The following is a 17,578-nucleotide window of genomic DNA, read 5'->3' on the forward strand; positions in this document are numbered from 1 at the left end:
ATTGCACTATACTTTGATTGTGAATCAATAAAAATGGGGGGTCGTGATGGGCTTGCATAAAAATTATGACGATGGTCACTCCTTCTCTGAATTTGGCTATGAAGAAGAAAATATAGAGGATTTGGAACCACTCGATGAATCAGACAAGAAAAAGCGCATCCGCCGCATGATAGAGGAACGACTTGAGCGCAAACGTTTGCAGAAAGAGTTGCAAGATGAGTTTGATGATGAGTTTGATTGGACTGAGTGGGAACGTTAATTTTCTCCTAGTTTCTGTGCGTATAAAGTATTCGTTAACAGCGTGCTGATAGTCATGGGGCCAACTCCGCCCGGAACAGGGGTGATCCAGGCGGTTTTTTCCTTAGCCTTGTTAAAATCGACGTCACCGCGCAATGTGCCATCCGCCAGGCGGTGAATTCCTACATCAATTAAGATTTGTTGATCATGCAGCCATTCCGTATTAATGACATCAGCACGCCCAGTTGCCACAACCACCAAGTCTGCGTGCCGCACGTGGGATTCGAGGTGGCTGGTAAAACGATGGCATACGGTGACTGTGGCTTTGGCCAAAAGTAATTCCAATGCCATTGGGCGTCCTACAATATTGGATGCGCCAATCACTACGCTATGTTTACCTGCAGGATTCAGTTGATAATGTTTTAATAATTGCATAATTCCATAAGGAGTGCATGGCCTTAATAACGGGTTGCCTTGCGCCAGGCGGCCAAGATTATAAGGGTGGAATCCATCGACATCTTTAGCAGGATCAATACGCTCGATGACTTTGACTGTATTGATGTGTTCGGGCAGGGGCAATTGCACTAAAATGCCGTCGATTTCCTGTGTATGATTTAACTCATCAATTAAAGAGAGTAAATCGTCTTCTTTTGTGCTGGCAGGCAGATCATAGGCAAAAGAAGATAATCCTGCCTCGGCACATGCTTTGCGCTTGTTATTGACGTAAATGATGGAAGCCGGATCATCTCCTATCAAAATTACGGCCAAACCCGGAGGTCGATAGCCTTTTCGGATACGCGCGCTAACGTTTTCTTTTAACTCGTTTCTAATCGTTAGTGCGACTTGTTTACCGTCCAGTAAAAAGGCAGTCATAGGGGTTTCACAAAAGAAATAAGAGCTGGATTATGAAATATCCAGCAACACTATGCAATTATGGAAATTTAATAAAGCAATTTTTATACCATCCCTGGAGAAATATAAAACCCTGTACTATTCTTTTTTCAGTTATTGCTTTAAAAAGCAAAAGGTTAGCGGCTTTTTAAAAATAATCTTTTTTTTGCTGGTTTAGCATGGCGGCTGGATATGGATTTCCGGTAAGTGTGATTGAATTCTAATCATTGTAATGATATTTTTATTAATAATTAGCAAGTTATTTGCATGCAGGGAGCGCTGCTTGAAAAAATTCAATCTACATCTGGCTCTTGTCTCCCTGATTGCCCCATTTTTCGCTCATGCATTAGGTTTGGGTGAAATGACTGTACATTCTTCTTTAAATCAACCCTTTAACGCTGAAATTGAATTAATTGATATAGACAGTATCCCTTTGACAGGCATTCAAGCCAGCATTGCATCCGTTGAAGATTTTGAGCGCGTAGGCTTGGAGCGGGCTTACGTGCTGGATTTACTGGCTTTTCAGGTAGGAAAAAATACAGCTGGCAAGCCGGTTCTAAAGATACGTTCAGTAGAACGCATATCTGAACCTTACATGGAGATCCTGGTTGATCTCGCTTGGGCACAAGGGCAAGTTTATCGGGCCTATACCGTGCTGCTGGATCCACCACAATACGAACTGATCACAGTCAGGCAAACTGGCATGCCGGTAAAATCAGGTTTAAAACCCAATCTTGCTGATGAACGTGGAGTCATTCAAAAACCAGTGATAAGCCACGTCGATCATGCCTCTGCATCGATGAGCTCCAATCGCGGTACCGAGACTTATGGACCTACTTTAGCTAATGAATCCATTTGGCAAATTGCGCAACGCTATAAAACCCCAGATATCATCCTCCAGCAAATGATCCTCGCAATTGTTGGCACAAATCCGGAAGCATTTACCGAGGGTAATTTAAATGGTTTGCAGGCCGGTATGAAATTAAGCATACCTTCGAATGAAACAGCAAAGAAAATCCCGGACTCTTTAGCAAAACTAGAAGTATATGAGCATGACAGCGCCTGGCAAAACAAGCAATCTATTAATCATGTGTTATTGCCCCCGTATGTTGATGCCAGGCGTGCCCCTGAAAAAATAAGTGGGGGAGAAAGGAATGCAATCGTTCAGTTGCCTTCTATACCGCAGCTCTTCTCCTCACCCACAGTTAAATCAGATCCTGACCACAATAAAAAACAACATTCTGTTTTGCCAAAAGCCCAATCATTTTTAGCCGCGCAAGCTGACGCAGTAAGGCCGCGTAGTGATGATAAAATTGATCCTCAGCAGGTAAAACTCAAGGCGCAAATGGATGTAGCTTTAACAGCAATCGAATCCGTGCGCGAAACCAATGCCTTGTTGAGTGAGCAATTACGCTTAGCACAAGCGGATAATCAACGTTTACAGCAGCAATTGGCACAGAAGGAAAAATTGATTAAGCAATTGCAGGCACAAGTGCAAGTCATTAAAACCCGTCAGGGTATTGCTGGGCAAGCCAGTACCCCAATAGATGAATATGAATCAGATAATCCTTTATGGCCTTGGATCTTGTTAGCATGCTTAGTCGTGATGGGAGGCGGGGGCGCCTATTGGTGGTATTGGCTGAGGATAAAGGAAAACCCTGAAGCGGATGAAGGAGAAGCCATGCACCATCCTGCCCCCATTATGCCGCCCCCGCCGGTGATGGAAGAATCTGCAGCCACAACGACCACAAAGGCTGAAACTCATCCCAAGGACGAAACTTTAGCGACTTCATTTACAGAAGAATCCGTAATACCAGAAGAACCTGTTGCTGCGGAAAAAACTACTGCGGAGGAATCTGTAAGTGTTGCTAGGCTGGCAATAGAGCCAGAGCCTGCCGTAGAGAAAGAAGTTGATGTACAGGAAGAGACAGCAGGTACTGCTGGTGCAACAGGGTTTTCTGCTGCCAAATCTTTATTCGAAACTGCAGGTGAGCAAATTGAGGATGATCATCAGGTTGAGGATGATCATATAGTAGAGTTTGAAGCAGGTCTTCGGCCAATGGCAGAGACTCCTTTACCAGAGGAAATAACTTCGATAAAAAATGACCAAGAAAAATTTAAAGAAATTCCAATGACCGAGTTGGAACTGATGCCTCTGGAAGAACCTGAGATAGAGGCAAAGGAAGAGAGTGCAGTGCCTACCTTGGAAATAGAAGTTGAGGAAAAAAACAACAGCAAGCCTACACCAGCTGCGGTTTTGGCCCCTCAATCGGAAAGCACATCTGAGGTTGAGGCGGCTAAGCCGATGAAAAGCGCTCGTGCACTGCAAACCCTGCTGGATCTTGCCAGGACATACATCAGTATGGAAGATTTTGCAGCCGCCAGACAATCTCTGCAAGAAGTTCTAGAGTATGGGGATCCCGCGCAAAAAACGGCAGCAAAGAAGTTGCTTGCTGAATTAAATTCCAAATAACGTTCAGTTTTTTATCAAAAATACATTCGTATCCGGCTAATTCATAGTGATTTCAATCTGCCTATTCAGCGACATGCTTTATCCATTGATATTTACCGGAAATTTACGCTGCCAAGAGCTCGTCTTTGGATAAATTGTCTATACTCAAAAGAGATAAATATTTATTCATTCCGGTGATAAAATGCCTAATAACGATAAATCAACTCAATATGCCCAACCTCAAGCCATATTCATGCAATATTTACTGGAGAAGGCAAAGGCGCAAATTGCCAATAAAAAGCCTGAAGAGTTAGCTTTTGATCCGCAGGGGCGTGTTTTAATTGATGTACCTTTGCAAAAATTTGCAGATTTTCAGCCTGTTGTAAAGAGCATTAATGATGCGACTGGGATGCGGTTGCGACCAGTCCAAAAGGAGTTAGAAGAAGCTTTAGATAGAAAAATCACGCACCCGGTTACAGTCAGTTTGGATTTCAGCGGCGATAAGGAGCTGCAAAAGAAATTTAACGCACGCTTGCAGGCAGCAGGCATTGAAAAACAACCCGAAGGAGCAAAAGGCAGCATGATTCCCCTGCAGCAGGAATTTCATTTCCATTTAAGTTTAGCTGCTCGTGTCTATCAAGATGTGATTCAAAAAAAGAGCGGGGAAGAAGCTTTTGAACATCTTGGGAATAATATAAGTAAAGCCAAGGAAGCTGCCTTGCTGCGCGTTAATGAGTTAGTTTTGCAAGCTTACGCCAGGGCTTTGGAAAAAGGTACAAAAGATGGCGTAGTGGACCTTGGCAAGGTGAATCAAGAGCTTGATAAAGCCCGTAAAGAAATTGCCCCACAAGCCCATCAGATATTGATGCAGGAAATCATAAAGAACACAGGTGTTGTGCTGAACAAAGAAGATTTTGCAGGCGCTAAACATTTGGCAGAAAAAACTGCCGCTACGGCAAATGATGTCTTGCATGTGGATGCTCGCCTTGGCATCGTCACATGGATTGGGGCTTCTGAAGGCACGGCGCATGAGCGCGGCGCGGAAAAATATGCAGACAGGCAACTGATTACGCAAAAATATTCGAATGGCCAAGTGAAGGCCAGTAATGAGCGCATCCAGATACGCACGCCTTCTTTGGATATCAAAAAAAGAAATGTGGATGACAAGGGCCAGAAAGAATCCTACCAGGATTTTGTAGAAAGGGCAGAAAAAGATATCCAAACTAAATTAGGCACGCTTGCCAAAAAATACCATTTTGAAAATTTGTCGGGTGGTGGAGATAACGATAAACCCAAAGCATTTGTATATAATTTGTATACTTCATTAAATGATACGTTAGGAGATGTGCGCGGCAACTTGCAAAGCCAAGGGGCTGAAATCATTTTAAAAGGTGCCCACCACTACAATTTAGAACAATTGCAAAAGGAACCTTCCGTTTTTTGTTTTGTACAAAATATTCCGGTCAACGGTTTTGGCAGCTCGCTTGGTTATGGCAGCGGCAATGCATTACAGGAAGAAGCCACGTTGATGGCTGAAATGGCCATGTTGCATACCTTGTATAAAAATGAGGAATCCATTCGAAAGGTCATGGCACTTTATGAACAATATTTACACTCCGAACCTAGGAAACCTTATTTTTCACAATCGGAAGAAGGTAAGCAAGCCATCATTGCAATTCAAGCCATCAAGGAGCAATGGAAACAACCCACGCAGACTGCGGATGCGCAGGAATGCTTAAAACGCATGATGGCGAATGACTTGCATTTTGAACATGATTATTCCAAAACCATGCAAGCGTTGAGTGTATTTTTAGAGGCGGCATCGATTGGTGGTTGTAAAAGCGGTAACGAGCGCGCCCAGGCTATTAACGGTCGTGTAGCCATGCTGGATGCAAAGTTTGACGAATTATCAGCACCAATTAAGGCAATAGCACAAGCAAACAGTTCGGAAATAAAACAAAAAGCGAATGAATTTAAATCTTCCTTGGATAGTATTTATAACCGGGAAGGTTTGCAAGGTGCAATGTCCGTGGTCAGTCTGATTGACCAGGGCGGGCCTGCGAAAGTGGAAGCCAAATCCAATTTGTCTGGGGTTTTTAAAGAATTTCAATCCAGAAATTCTGCAGAGGAAAGTGCAGACACGATGACGAACCTGCACCAATCCAAGGCCAGTAAAATGCAGGCGCATAAAGGGCTTACTGACTATATGCAAAAAGCCTGGGAAGGTAACCCTTCATCCACTTTGGATAGGATGAAAAACACTCTGGGGAAAGTGGGCATGATCCTGGGGATTCTTACTGTGGTGCCTTTGCTCATCTTTGCTATTGTTACGCCTATTTTAAATGCAAACAAAGCCAGTGAAACAAAAATTGCCAATGAGCAATTATTGAAGGAATCCAAGGCTCTGGTGTTGAAAGATGCTCATGCTACATTAGAACAGGTAATTACAGAGAATAAAAAACAAAGCTTTGACCAATTAATCGATAGCGTTCCCGGTAATGGCAAATTCTCTCATAACAGCACGAATTCATTTGAGGATTGGTTTAAAGAAGCAGGGATAGAAGATAGAGTAAAAGAGAATAAACTACCGGTTGAAGCTCAGGAGAATTTAGCTGCTGTAGCTGACGTGACTGTAAATACAGTCCCATTAGTAGAAGAAGAAAGCCTTGGCTTTGATGATTTATTAGAAAATGACCATGAGACATCGTCCCAGGAAGTTAACAATAATTCCGGTGTCGCAGGAAACGGAGCCAATGGCAGACCCAATGCATGGCCAAAGCAAGAGCCTTGGCAAAGCTCGCCATTAAATAATGGCGTAAGCCTGAGAGAAACAAACGTTCAAAGCATTCAAAGCAAAGTTGAGGAGATCAAAAAAGAGCCACAAGTTGAGGAATTTAACACGAAGCCACCGGTAAAATCTAAAGATTCGGCATGGCGGAAGCAAGAACCTTGGCAAAGCTCGACATTAAATAATGGCGGAAGTCAAAAAGAAACAAAAGTTGAAAGCATAAAAAGCAAAGTCGAGGGAATTAAAAACGAGGTGCAAATGACGAGAGCCGAGAAGGAGGCCAAAGAGTCTGCATTTGATGATGATTTTTGGAATGCACCCAATAGTGGCACTTTACCCCCAAGACAATAAGATCTCTATTTGAGAGGTATACCCTAGACAAACACACCCCAGTATTATAAATTGGCCGTTTTTAGCGGAAATTTGCGTATATGCGTATTGCCTTGATGGTTGAATACGACGGGAGCCAGTATCATGGCTGGCAAGCGCAGGCGGGCCTGCGGACCGTGCAGCAAGCATTGGAGTATGCGCTTAGCAATGTAGCTGCTCAAGAGATCGCGGTAGCTTGTGCCGGCCGAACTGACACCGGCGTGCATGCAACACACCAGATTATTCATTTTGATTCGCAAAAAGAGCGCTCCATTCGTTCCTGGATCCACGGCGCCAATTCTTTTTTACCCAAAGATGTATGTGTGCGCTGGGGAAAAGAAATGCCGGAAGATTTCCATGCCCGTTATTCTGCTTTGTCCAGGCGTTATCGTTACGTCATTTACAATTCTGCAATTCGTCCGGCTTTAATGCGCTCCAATGTCACCTGGCAGTACCGTCAATTGGATCATCGCTTAATGCATGAAGCCAGCCAGCATTTATTAGGCGAACAAGATTTTACCTCGTTTCGTTCCATCGAATGCCAATCCAAAACACCAATGCGCAATGTGCATAACATCCAGGTTTTGCGCAAGGGTGATATCGTGGTAATTGATATTTCTGCTAATGCTTTCCTACATCATATGGTGAGGAACATCGCAGGCGTTTTGATTGCAGTAGGATCCGGCCGCAGGCCGGTAGCGTGGGTAAAAGAAGTCTTACAAGCTAAGGATAGAAAATTAGGGGCTGAAACCGCCCCCCCTTATGGCCTTTACCTTGTAGAAGTTTTATACCCTGAACATTATGGCATTATCCGCGGTGCCCTAGGGCCGTTATTTTTAATGGAGTCTTAGTTTGAGTACACGCATACGCATTAAAATGTGTGGCATGATGCGGGAAGAAGATGTTGCGTATGCAGTTTCGCTAGGGGTGGATGCCGTTGGTTTTATTTTTTATGAAAAAAGCAGCCGCGCAATTGATTTCGCCCAGGTGAAAGCTCTTGGAAAGGTACCGGCTTTCGTCAGCGTGGTAGGTGTTTTTGTTAACCCTGCGGCAGCACAGGTAAGACAAGTATTGCAAGAAACTCCGGTTACGCATTTACAATTTCATGGTGAGGAATCTGCTGACTTTTGCACGCAGTTTAACAAGCCTTACCTGAAAGCGATTGCGGCTACATCTTCCGCAGAAATTGTGCAGCAGGTCAGGCAACACAGTCAGGCTTCTGCCATTTTATTGGATACCCCTGCGACATGCCGTGGCGGTAGTGGCCAGGTATTTGATTGGCAAATTATTCCCAAGGCATTGGGCAAACCCGTCATATTAGCCGGAGGGTTGAATGCAACGAACGTGCATGCTGCCGCCGCCCAATATCCTTTGTATGGCGTGGATGTATGCAGCGGGATTGAGCTAAAGCCCGGGATCAAAGATCATAATAAAATGAGAGAATTTGTTAACGCATTATGGGGTAAGAAATGAGCCAACATGAGCTTCCAGATGAGCACGGTCACTTTGGTCCTTATGGGGGTGTGTTCGTAGCAGACACGTTAATGCATGCTTTGCAACAATTACAGCAAGCTTACCGGGAAGCTCGTACTGATCCGTTTTTTTTAGCCGAATTCACCAAAGAATTACATGATTATGTTGGCCGGGCATCGCCCCTTTACCATGCCAAACAATTGAGCGCATATGCAGGTGGCGCGCAAATTTATTTAAAACGCGAAGATTTGAATCACACCGGCGCCCATAAGATTAATAATGCCATCGGGCAAGCACTGCTAGCTAAACGCATGGGGAAAAAACGGATTATTGCCGAAACAGGTGCAGGCCAACACGGCGTAGCATCCGCGACGGTTGCTGCGAAATTCGGCCTTGAATGCGTTGTGTACATGGGATCTGAAGACATAGCACGTCAGTCTGCGAATGTATTTCGTATGAAATTATTGGGGGCAACGGTGGTGCCAGTTACCGCCGGGTCCAAAACCTTAAAAGATGCGTTAAATGAAGCCATGCGCGATTGGGTAAGTCATGTAGATGATACCTTTTATATTATTGGTACGGCAGCGGGCCCGCACCCTTATCCGCAAATGGTACGGGATTTCCAGGCGGTAATCGGCCAAGAAGCACGTAAGCAATTATTTGAAAAAACAGGCAGGCTGCCTGATGCCTTAGTTGCTTGCGTCGGGGGAGGGTCGAATGCAATCGGATTATTCTTCCCCTTTTTACAAGATGAGCAAGTTAAAATTTATGGCGTAGAAGCAGGCGGCAAAGGCCTTGAAACAGGAGCTCATGCAGCTTCTTTGCTCGGGGGAAAACCCGGAGTTTTGCATGGGAACCGTACTTATCTGCTTTGTGATGAATATGGCCAGATTAAAGATACTTATTCCATTTCCGCAGGGCTTGATTATCCGGGAGTAGGACCAGAACATGCCTATCTAAAAGATACGGGGCGCGTCCACTATGTTGCCATCAATGATGAGGAAGCATTAGCCGCATTCCATACCTTGGCTCGCATAGAGGGAATTATCCCGGCACTGGAATCCAGCCATGCGGTTGCTTATGCAATTAAATTGGCAAAAGAAATGGATAGCGAGCAGCAAATTATCGTGAATTTATCGGGTCGCGGTGATAAAGATATTCATACGGTAGCTCAGCTGGAAGGTATCACTCTATAATAAATTGGCTAAAGAAGGTTATTTATGAACCGAATTGACCACGTTGTCGAGCAATTAAAGACAGCAAATAAAAAAATATTAAGCCCCTACATCACCGCAGGCGATCCGGAACCGTCTGTAACGGTTGATTTAATGCATGCATTGGTTGCAGCCGGGGCTGATATACTGGAAATTGGCTTGCCCTTTTCCGATCCTATGGCCGAAGGTCCGGTGATTCAAGCTGCCATGGAGCGTGCTCTGGCGCACCATGTTACTTGCGATGATGTTTTTGCCATGGTGCAACAGTTTCGCAAAAAAGATAATAAAACTCCTATTGTTCTCATGGGATATGTGAATCCCATTGAGCAATATGGATATGAGCGATTTGCAAAACAAGCACAGCTATCCGGCATTGATGCAACTATTATTGTTGATCTTCCTCCTGAAGAAAGCGGTATACTTACTCCTTTTTGGCCTAATGCGGGATTATACAATATTTATCTTTGCTCTCCGACTACCAGCGATGAGCGCATGCGCTTGATCAATCATTTGGGACGAGGTTATTTATATTATGTTTCTTTAAAAGGCGTAACAGGAGCGGATACATTTGATTTAAATTCAGTCAAAAAGAATTATAAAGAACGTAAAACGCAGACTGAATTGCCGGTGATGGTTGGTTTTGGTATAAAAACGCCAGAAATAGCAGCGCAAGTCGCCCAATTTGCTGATGGCGTGATTGTAGGGGCTGCCTTGATTTCACAAGTGTTGGCAGCGCATACGGCAGGCAAAAATCCCACCGGCGCCGCAGCTGCTTTTATAAATAAATTACGTGAAGCAATGGATACATGATGAACGATAGTGAAAAACGCCCTCATTTTATCAGGCAATTGATTACAGATGATTTGGCCAGTGGTAAACATACAGAAGTAGTGACCCGTTTTCCGCCGGAACCCAATGGTTATCTGCATATTGGCCATGCTAAATCGATTTGTCTAAATTTTGGTTTGGCTGAAGAATTTAAGGGACGCTGTTATTTAAGATTTGATGATACCAACCCCATCAAGGAAGAAGAAGAATACGTGCATGCCATCATCGATGATGTACGCTGGCTTGGGTTTGAGTGGTATGCCATGACGCATTCATCTGATTATTATCATGAATTATATGATTATGCCGTGCTGCTGATTAAAAAAGGCTTGGCTTATGTCGATAGTTTAAGTATGGAAGAAATCCGCCGATATCGCGGCACCCTGCAAGAGCCAGGAAAAGAAAGCCCCTACCGCAATCGTTCAGTTGAAGAAAATCTGGATTTATTTACACGCATGAAAGCAGGTGAATTTCAAGATGGAACTCATGTTTTGCGCGCACGTATTGATATGGCTTCGGGTAATATCAACATGCGCGATCCGGTTTTATATCGTATTCGCCATGCATTACACCAACGTACAGGTAATGAATGGTGCATTTACCCTATGTATGATTATGCCCATCCCATTTCGGATGCTTTGGAAAAGATTACCCATTCCCTTTGTACATTGGAATTTCAGGACCATCGCCCTTTATACGATTGGCTGATTGAAAACTTGCCTGTGCCGGCGCGTCCAGTGCAAACAGAATTTGCGCGTTTAAATCTTTCCCATACGGTCACCAGCAAGCGCAAGCTGCGGCAGCTGGTTGAGGAAAAAATTGTCAGCGGCTGGGATGATCCGCGTTTGCCAACGATTCGTGGCATGCGTAAACGTGGCTATCCGCCGCAAGCCTTACGGCAATTTTGTGAAATGGTCGGAATTTCCAGAAGCGATTCAATCATTGACATGTCGCTTTTAGAGGAATGCGTACGCAGTGAGCTAAACCAAACTGCCAAACGTGCAATGTGTGTGTTTAATCCATTAAAAATTGTGATTGAAAACTATCCGGAAGACCAGGTGGAAGAATTGCAGGCGCCTTATCATCCACAAGATCCTGGATATGGTAGCCGTAAATTGCCTTTTGCACGTGAGCTGTATATTGAAAATAGCGATTTTATGGAAAATCCGCCGAAAAAATATTTTCGTTTATCGCCAGGAGCAGAAGTGCGCTTGCGTCATGCCTATGTAATACAGTGCAATGAAGTAATCCGTAACGCCAAAGGTGAAGTCATTGAATTGCGTTGTTCCTACGATCCTGCAACCTTGGGTAAAAATCCTGAGGGACGTAAAGTAAAGGGAGTCATTCACTGGGTGGCAGCGGCGCATGCTCATCCTGTGGCAATTTATCAATACGATCGTTTATTTCTGGATGAAAATCCGGCGCGAGAAGAAAATTTTCTGCAATTTATTAATCCTGATTCCTTGCAAACATTGCAAGGTTGGTGCGAACCTTCATTGCGGCTTCAACCAGAACATGAAGTGTTTCAATTTGAGCGGCTTGGTTATTATGCAGTGAATAAAATTGAATATAACCAGGTAAGCGCCTTTCATAGAGTGGTTGATTTAAAAGATACTTGGGGAAAAGAGAAGCATGCTGCAGATTTATAATTCCTTAACACGTACAAAAGAACCATTTAAACCATTACGCCCTGGAAAAGTCGGCATGTATGTGTGCGGCGTCACCGTGTATGACTTATGCCACCTCGGGCATGCGCGCTCCATGGTGTGCTTCGACGTCATCGTGCGTTTTCTTCGCTCCCAAAATTATGATGTAACTTACGTGCGCAATATTACCGATATTGATGACAAAATCATTGCGCGTGCGAGCGAGCGCGGCATGGCAATCAATGAGTTAACTGCCCAATACATCGAGGCCATGCATGCGGATACGCAAGCATTGAAAATTTTACCTCCCGATGTTGAGCCGTACGCCACAGGACATATGGCTGAAATTATTGCGCTTATTGAGCGCTTGCTAGCCACAGGGCATGCTTATGTTAGCGAAAATGGTGATGTTTGTTATCAGGTAGAACGTTTTGCCGGGTATGGGAAGTTGTCGCACAAGGATTTGCAAGGCCTCATGGCGGGAGCAAGGGTGGACGTGGTACGGGAAAAACGTTCGCCACTGGATTTTGTTTTATGGAAAATGGCAAAGCCCGGCGAGCCCAGCTGGAGTTCTCCATGGGGAGAGGGCCGTCCTGGTTGGCATATTGAATGTTCGGCGATGGCCATGGGGGAGTTGGGCGAGCAGTTTGATATTCATGGCGGTGGTGTGGATTTGCAATTTCCTCATCATGAAAATGAAATAGCTCAAAGCGAGGGTGCCAGCGGCAAGCCATTTGCAAATTATTGGCTGCATGTGGGTATGCTGCAAGTGAATAACGAAAAAATGGCTAAATCCACTGGTAATTTTTTCACTATAGCCGATGTATTAAAAAAGCATCATCCGGAAGTGATCCGTTATTTCTTGTTAAGCAGCCATTACCGCAGTCCATTGAATTATTCTGAAGAAAATTTACTGAATGCAAACAAAGGGTTAATTAGGCTGTATCAATCTTTAAAAGATATGCCTGTAACGCAAGATGGCGAATTGGATGAAACATGGCTGCAGCAATTCAATCAAGCCATGAATGATGATTTTAATACACCTGTTGCTCTGTCCATTTTATTTCAACTCAGTCATGAGTTGAATAAAAGCAAAGCTCCGAAGTTGGCATGCACTCTCAAAAAATTGGCTGCCATACTTGGACTCTTGCAGGAAACACCCGCTGTATTTTTACAGGGAGGAGGGGCGATAGGAGTTGCCAGAGAAACCATAGAAAAATTAGTTGCCGAGCGCGGCAGGGCCCGGATCCAAAAAGAATGGGCAAGAGCGGACGCAATTAGAAAAGAACTTCTCGAATTGGGCGTTGAGTTGGAGGATAACCCGCAGGGAACCACGTGGCGACGCTTAACGGATTAATTCTTGTTTACTCTTATTACTCCTATTAAGGCCTGAATTAGCCAAAGCTTATTCAGGCAATCTGCAAATGCCTCATCGCTAATTCATATGCTGCTTGGCGGATGAATTTAAATAATCTATTTTGCTTAAAATTGCAACATTTAATATAATTTAAGATATTTATATTAAAAAGATTATCTATGTACCCTGCAAGCTTTTATTACCTGCAAACAGGCGGCTTAAGCTATAGCCATACGCCGCAGGGAGAATTAAATGTCGAGCGTCTGTTGCAGCAGAAAGCTTACTGGCAAATGGCAAATGCTGGCAGTTTGGAAAAGAAAACCATCATTTTAGCCGATTGGAGCTTTAACACAGCGTCGATATGGAAGCAATGGCAGGTGCAGCAAAAGCTTGCCCAGTTGGCCGCGGATGGATTTAATGTCTATGTGTCCGCTAACGAAAACGAGCTGTTGCCTTTAGAAGAATTTATCTTCCAGAGAGCTAAACCTGAGATTATTCCGCAATTTCCACAGGATATAAAAAAAAGCGCTTATAAGCATTTGGGGGTTTTGCCGGAACAAGTGCATATACTCGATGATCATACGCTCACTGAACTGATAGACCCGAGGCGTTTTAATCCAAACGAACGTGAAATCTCTGTAGATTCTGTAAGATACCTTTCAAAAGAATTAAAAACTCGACTCATCAAAATTCTAAAAGTCGCCAAACCCGCATTGACGCGTGTAATTGATGATCAATTCATGTTCTCTCGTGGTTTTGGTGGACGATTGGCAGCAGAAAGTAACTTTTTTTCTGTACCGGGATTGGAAAAATACAAATCTGCTCTGGTGTCGTACGATGGGGCTGTTAAGGAGACATTCGAAGAATACATAAAGCAGCTTGGCGATTTAACTGGGATAGAAGAATTTGATTTTGTTGATATTAGCGAGAGCAACCTGGGATCCATCTTGCAGCGTTCCACTAATGTAAAACATCTAAATTTGCAAACAATACCAATTAGTAAAGTAGATTACCTTCCCGAGAGTCTTGAATCGTTTGAATGCTTTAATATATCCATGCAGGCATCGTTACTGGAGAAATTATTTGCAAAACTTCCGCAATGCACTGCGTATTATCTAGATAAGTTGAAGCTGGATGGAGAATTAGCAGTACAGATGGCACTGCCTCATGTTACCGTTCTTAGTGTTAAGCAGAGCATCTTATCTGGCAGTGTTTTTGAAAACTTGCTTGCTGCAGCGCCCAATTTAAAATCTTTAATTCTCTACAGGTTGCCGAAATTTAACTTAACTCAGGGTTTTAATTTACCCTGCCTTGAAAATTTTGAAAGCGATGATGCGGCACTGCTATCTTTGTTAAGCCACCCGCAGCATTTAAAACGACTGCAGTTATCTAAAATTCCTTCTGCAAAATTAAAGCATTTACAATCTTTTTTATTGAAAGCACATAGCCTGGTAAGCATAGATATTAATGCCAATTTTGAGCTTGAGGAACCGATTCATCTTCCCCATCTGGTGGAATTTTCTAATAATAACCCCAATTTATCTGCGCAAACACTGCGCCATTTGCTGCATGCTTCCCATAAGCTTAAACGCTTAGAGCTTCCTTCTTTCATCGAACCATTGGGAGAATTACTCGATGCTATTCCTTGCAAGAATTTAACTGCTTTGACAATCGATGGCTATTCTGTCACCGCAGCTAGTCTTGCTCAATTGCGTGAAAAAGCCCCAAAACTTGCCTCCCTTAAATTATGGAATTGTCCGCGTTTACTGAATCTTAAACCGGTTGATTTGAGTTCTCTCACCGAGCTGGAACTTAATGCTTCGCGGCTGAGTGTTAACGATTTTCTAACTTTGCTAAATAGCGCCCCTAATTTGCAACGATTGGATTTTTGTAAAGCCAGAGAGGATGTGGAGCACCTGGTGAAGGATCCGCGGGTACAAGAGCGTCTTAGACGTATTCCTTACTTTTCCCCCGAAATTAAGGCGCCCAAATTAAAATCTCCTGTTGTTTCGCAATCATCACTGGCTCAGATGGGTGGAGAAATGCCTGGGAATCTTCTGGATTTTCTTGCTTCCTCATCTGGGCTGCAGGCATCGCTTGGTCAAGGCAAGGCGTTGGTTGATGCGAATACGGTGTATAACGAAGGGAAGCAATTTTCTGTGACGCGGGTATTTTATCCTTTATCGGAGTTGCCTGAGTCGCCTCCTGAGGTGAGTGGGTACCGTTTGTCCATGTATCATGAGCTTCGATTAAACCCTGAGCCTTGTGAGGCATCTGCTGCTTTTTCTTTAGTGAATGGCGGGTCTTTGCAGTTGACGCCATGTAGTGTGGGGCGGGTTGCAGATGCAGAGTCATCCGGGCGGGCGTTGCATGCTAAACGTCGTAGTTACAAGCATTACCGTGGGACGCAGATGCTGGCATCGGGTGGTGACTGGCAGGCCTTGGCGTCGTTGAGTGCACGCGAGGTTTTGGCGCATTACCAGGCGGATGCGGAGGTTGAGTTTCAGTATTCAAAGCGCGATAACCAGTATTATGCGAGGCATCGTTCTGGGAAGGCGTTGGCGCTTCATTATGTGGTTGAAGTTCTGCAAAAAGAAGCGGTTTTGCCGCGAGAGATTAAGGAGTTGGTGCAGGAATTCCAGGGTTTTGGCAGGAAGGGGTTAGAGTTTAAGTCGGGTGTTGGCAAGTTGCGTGGCGAGGAGTATGCGCAGGCGATTTATGCGCAAAAGACAGGTGCGTGCCGGCATCGGGCGATTGCGTTTAAGCACGAGATGGCGAGGAGGTATCCGAAGACCCCGGTGCGGGTGGTGAACAATGAGTGCCACAGTTTTGTGGAAGTGAAGGTAGGCGTTAACTGGATTGCGTGTGATTTGGGTGGTTACCCTGCGAAGCTTGCGGTTACGAATCCAGTTCCTCCTGTCAAACTGCCTGCGGAAGTTCCTGCTTCGGTTTTGCCGCAATCCCAGGAGGTTCTGCCGCAATCTCAAGAGATACTCCCGCCTTCTTCGGTGGTTATTGAAGAATTACCGGAGATACCGAGCAATCCGAATTCGTATTATGGTCGGTTTGAGACGTGGGTTAAGGAAAAGCCGCGAGTGGAATCGCTGTTGTCGTACAGCCAGCGGTTGTTGCAGCCCTTGCAGGGGAAGCGGTTGATTGATTTGGGCAGTGAGGCATCGGTTTTGGCGCTGCAATCGGCATTGCTGTTGCACGCAAAGCGCATCCATCGCCCGGTGTATGTGATTAACTCGCCGGATGATTTGATTTGTTCAGCGCCTTATGTGGCGCGGCAGGGTGAGCGGGGTGATTTAAAACGTGGCCCTGGTGGTCCGTTGCATGATTTTTTGCAAAAGCCGTATGAGGAAGGTAATCCGCCCATTCTTTTGGTGAATTACGATGCGTTTCGGCCGGAAGATTTTGTGCGGCTGAATGGGTTGATTGATGCGAAGCCGCATGCGGATGGGACGCCTTTGCCTGCTGGTGCGATGGTGATAGGGCTTATCAACACGAGCAAGCCTGATTGTTACCAGGGGGAAGATTTTTACTCACGGTTTGGGAAGGATGCGATAGAGGTGTGTCCTTTGGATGAGGCGACGCTGCTTGCCTCGCAGCGAGCGCTGCCGTTTCAGGAAGCGAATCCGACGGTGCCCAGCCATGCCATTGATTTGTACCATGGTTCGGATTGGAAGGAGCGTTTAATTGGGCGCTGGGTGTTGCAGGGGGATTCGCTTTTTTTCAAGAAAGGGGAGTTGGTCACAGCACTTGAGTCGGGTGTTTCAGTTGTCGAGATAGGCAATGGGTTGTGGGAGGATAAGGACTTCCTGCAATTTTGGCAACAGGCGTTGATTCGCGGTGGGGTTGATTGCGCGGGTGAAGTGGTTTCCTTGCCTGAGGATTTTGCTTTAATCAAGAAAGAAGGGTATGCGTGGGCGGATTGGCTGTCTTTGGTTGAGTTTAAGCACGGTTTGGCGGGTGTGCACCCTTCGTTAAACCCGACGTTGTTTAGCCAGTGTTTTACGCGATATCGCTGCGATGCGCAAACGCAAACGCTTGAGACGTTAGTGGGCCTTGTTGAGCAGCATCAGAAAGAGCACCCCAATGAACCCTTATCGCTTCAGGTAACGCGCTCGTTGTCGGAAGACCAGTGGGCGCGTTTGCTGTCGCATTGCAAGGCGCATGGGGTAAAGCTTAGTTGTTATGTGGCGCCTTCGGTCAGTTTGCCCGAGGTGATGGGTTTTAAGGGCAATGAGGTGGTGCGGGCTGCCTGGGATAGGAAAACAGAAGCCAAGACGTTGTTTCTTGAAAGCACGGAGCGGGATACGA

General features: G+C 45.0%; 10 protein-coding genes and 1 pseudogene. 10 read left to right on the top strand and 1 reads right to left on the bottom strand.

The window, feature by feature from the left end; translation table 11 throughout:
- The first annotated feature begins 46 nt into the window (after positions 1–46).
- Positions 47–259 carry a PA3496 family putative envelope integrity protein gene (locus tag ELY11_RS08150; protein WP_126954786.1) on the top strand — a complete coding sequence of 71 codons (213 nt, stop codon included), beginning with the start codon at positions 47–49 and terminating at the stop codon, positions 257–259.
- Here the strand turns inward: ELY11_RS08150 and folD are convergent.
- Positions 256–1,110 carry a bifunctional methylenetetrahydrofolate dehydrogenase/methenyltetrahydrofolate cyclohydrolase FolD gene (folD, locus tag ELY11_RS08155; protein ID WP_126954785.1) on the bottom strand — a complete coding sequence of 285 codons (855 nt, stop codon included), beginning with the start codon at positions 1,108–1,110 and terminating at the stop codon, positions 256–258. The two genes, ELY11_RS08150 and folD, sit on opposite strands and share 4 nt — an antisense overlap.
- Before the next feature lie 301 nt (positions 1,111–1,411).
- On the opposite strand from folD, the gene ELY11_RS08160 reads away from it, so the two are divergent.
- The 9 genes and pseudogenes from ELY11_RS08160 to ELY11_RS08200 form a co-directional block, all read left to right on the top strand.
- On the top strand, positions 1,412–3,601 hold the full coding sequence (locus ELY11_RS08160; RefSeq protein ID WP_158615185.1) for a FimV/HubP family polar landmark protein: 2,190 nt from the start codon (positions 1,412–1,414) through the stop codon (positions 3,599–3,601).
- Positions 3,602–3,782: 181 nt separating this feature from the next.
- Entirely contained in the window at positions 3,783–6,719 is a 2,937-nt protein-coding gene (locus ELY11_RS08165) for a hypothetical protein (RefSeq protein ID WP_127033026.1), read from the top strand.
- 80 nt (positions 6,720–6,799) lie between these two features.
- Positions 6,800–7,588 carry a tRNA pseudouridine(38-40) synthase TruA gene (truA, locus tag ELY11_RS08170; RefSeq protein ID WP_127033028.1) on the top strand — a complete coding sequence of 263 codons (789 nt, stop codon included), beginning with the start codon at positions 6,800–6,802 and terminating at the stop codon, positions 7,586–7,588.
- A 1-nt stretch (position 7,589) separates the two neighbouring features.
- On the top strand, positions 7,590–8,210 hold the full coding sequence (locus ELY11_RS08175) for a phosphoribosylanthranilate isomerase (protein ID WP_256478758.1): 621 nt from the start codon (positions 7,590–7,592) through the stop codon (positions 8,208–8,210).
- Entirely contained in the window at positions 8,207–9,406 is a 1,200-nt protein-coding gene (gene trpB, locus ELY11_RS08180) for a tryptophan synthase subunit beta (RefSeq protein ID WP_127033030.1), read from the top strand. The genes ELY11_RS08175 and trpB overlap by 4 nt, the downstream gene beginning before the upstream one ends.
- Positions 9,407–9,430: 24 nt before the next feature.
- Entirely contained in the window at positions 9,431–10,234 is an 804-nt protein-coding gene (trpA, locus tag ELY11_RS08185; RefSeq protein ID WP_126954780.1) for a tryptophan synthase subunit alpha, read from the top strand.
- A complete protein-coding gene (locus tag ELY11_RS08190) occupies positions 10,231–11,901 on the top strand; it encodes a glutamine--tRNA ligase/YqeY domain fusion protein (RefSeq protein ID WP_127033032.1) in 1,671 nt (556 codons plus the stop codon). Before trpA ends, ELY11_RS08190 begins: the two co-directional genes overlap by 4 nt.
- Complete coding sequence (cysS, locus tag ELY11_RS08195; protein WP_127033035.1) at positions 11,885–13,255, top strand: cysteine--tRNA ligase; 1,371 nt, start codon at positions 11,885–11,887, stop codon at positions 13,253–13,255. Before ELY11_RS08190 ends, cysS begins: the two co-directional genes overlap by 17 nt.
- A gap of 179 nt (positions 13,256–13,434) precedes the next feature.
- Positions 13,435–17,578: pseudogene (locus ELY11_RS08200) on the top strand (hypothetical protein); the annotation flags it as partial.

The organism is Legionella septentrionalis (genome assembly GCF_003989745.1).
Lineage (GTDB): Bacteria > Pseudomonadota > Gammaproteobacteria > Legionellales > Legionellaceae > Legionella_A > Legionella_A septentrionalis.

Coding starts and splice junctions, on each gene's coding strand:
- ELY11_RS08150 (WP_126954786.1), top strand. CDS start 47: ATGGGCTTGCATAAAAATTATGACGATGGTCACTCCTTCTCTGAATTT.
- folD (WP_126954785.1), bottom strand. CDS start 1,110: ATGACTGCCTTTTTACTGGACGGTAAACAAGTCGCACTAACGATTAGA.
- ELY11_RS08165 (WP_127033026.1), top strand. CDS start 3,783: ATGCCTAATAACGATAAATCAACTCAATATGCCCAACCTCAAGCCATA.
- truA (WP_127033028.1), top strand. CDS start 6,800: ATGCGTATTGCCTTGATGGTTGAATACGACGGGAGCCAGTATCATGGC.
- trpB (WP_127033030.1), top strand. CDS start 8,207: ATGAGCCAACATGAGCTTCCAGATGAGCACGGTCACTTTGGTCCTTAT.
- trpA (WP_126954780.1), top strand. CDS start 9,431: ATGAACCGAATTGACCACGTTGTCGAGCAATTAAAGACAGCAAATAAA.
- ELY11_RS08190 (WP_127033032.1), top strand. CDS start 10,231: ATGATGAACGATAGTGAAAAACGCCCTCATTTTATCAGGCAATTGATT.
- cysS (WP_127033035.1), top strand. CDS start 11,885: ATGCTGCAGATTTATAATTCCTTAACACGTACAAAAGAACCATTTAAA.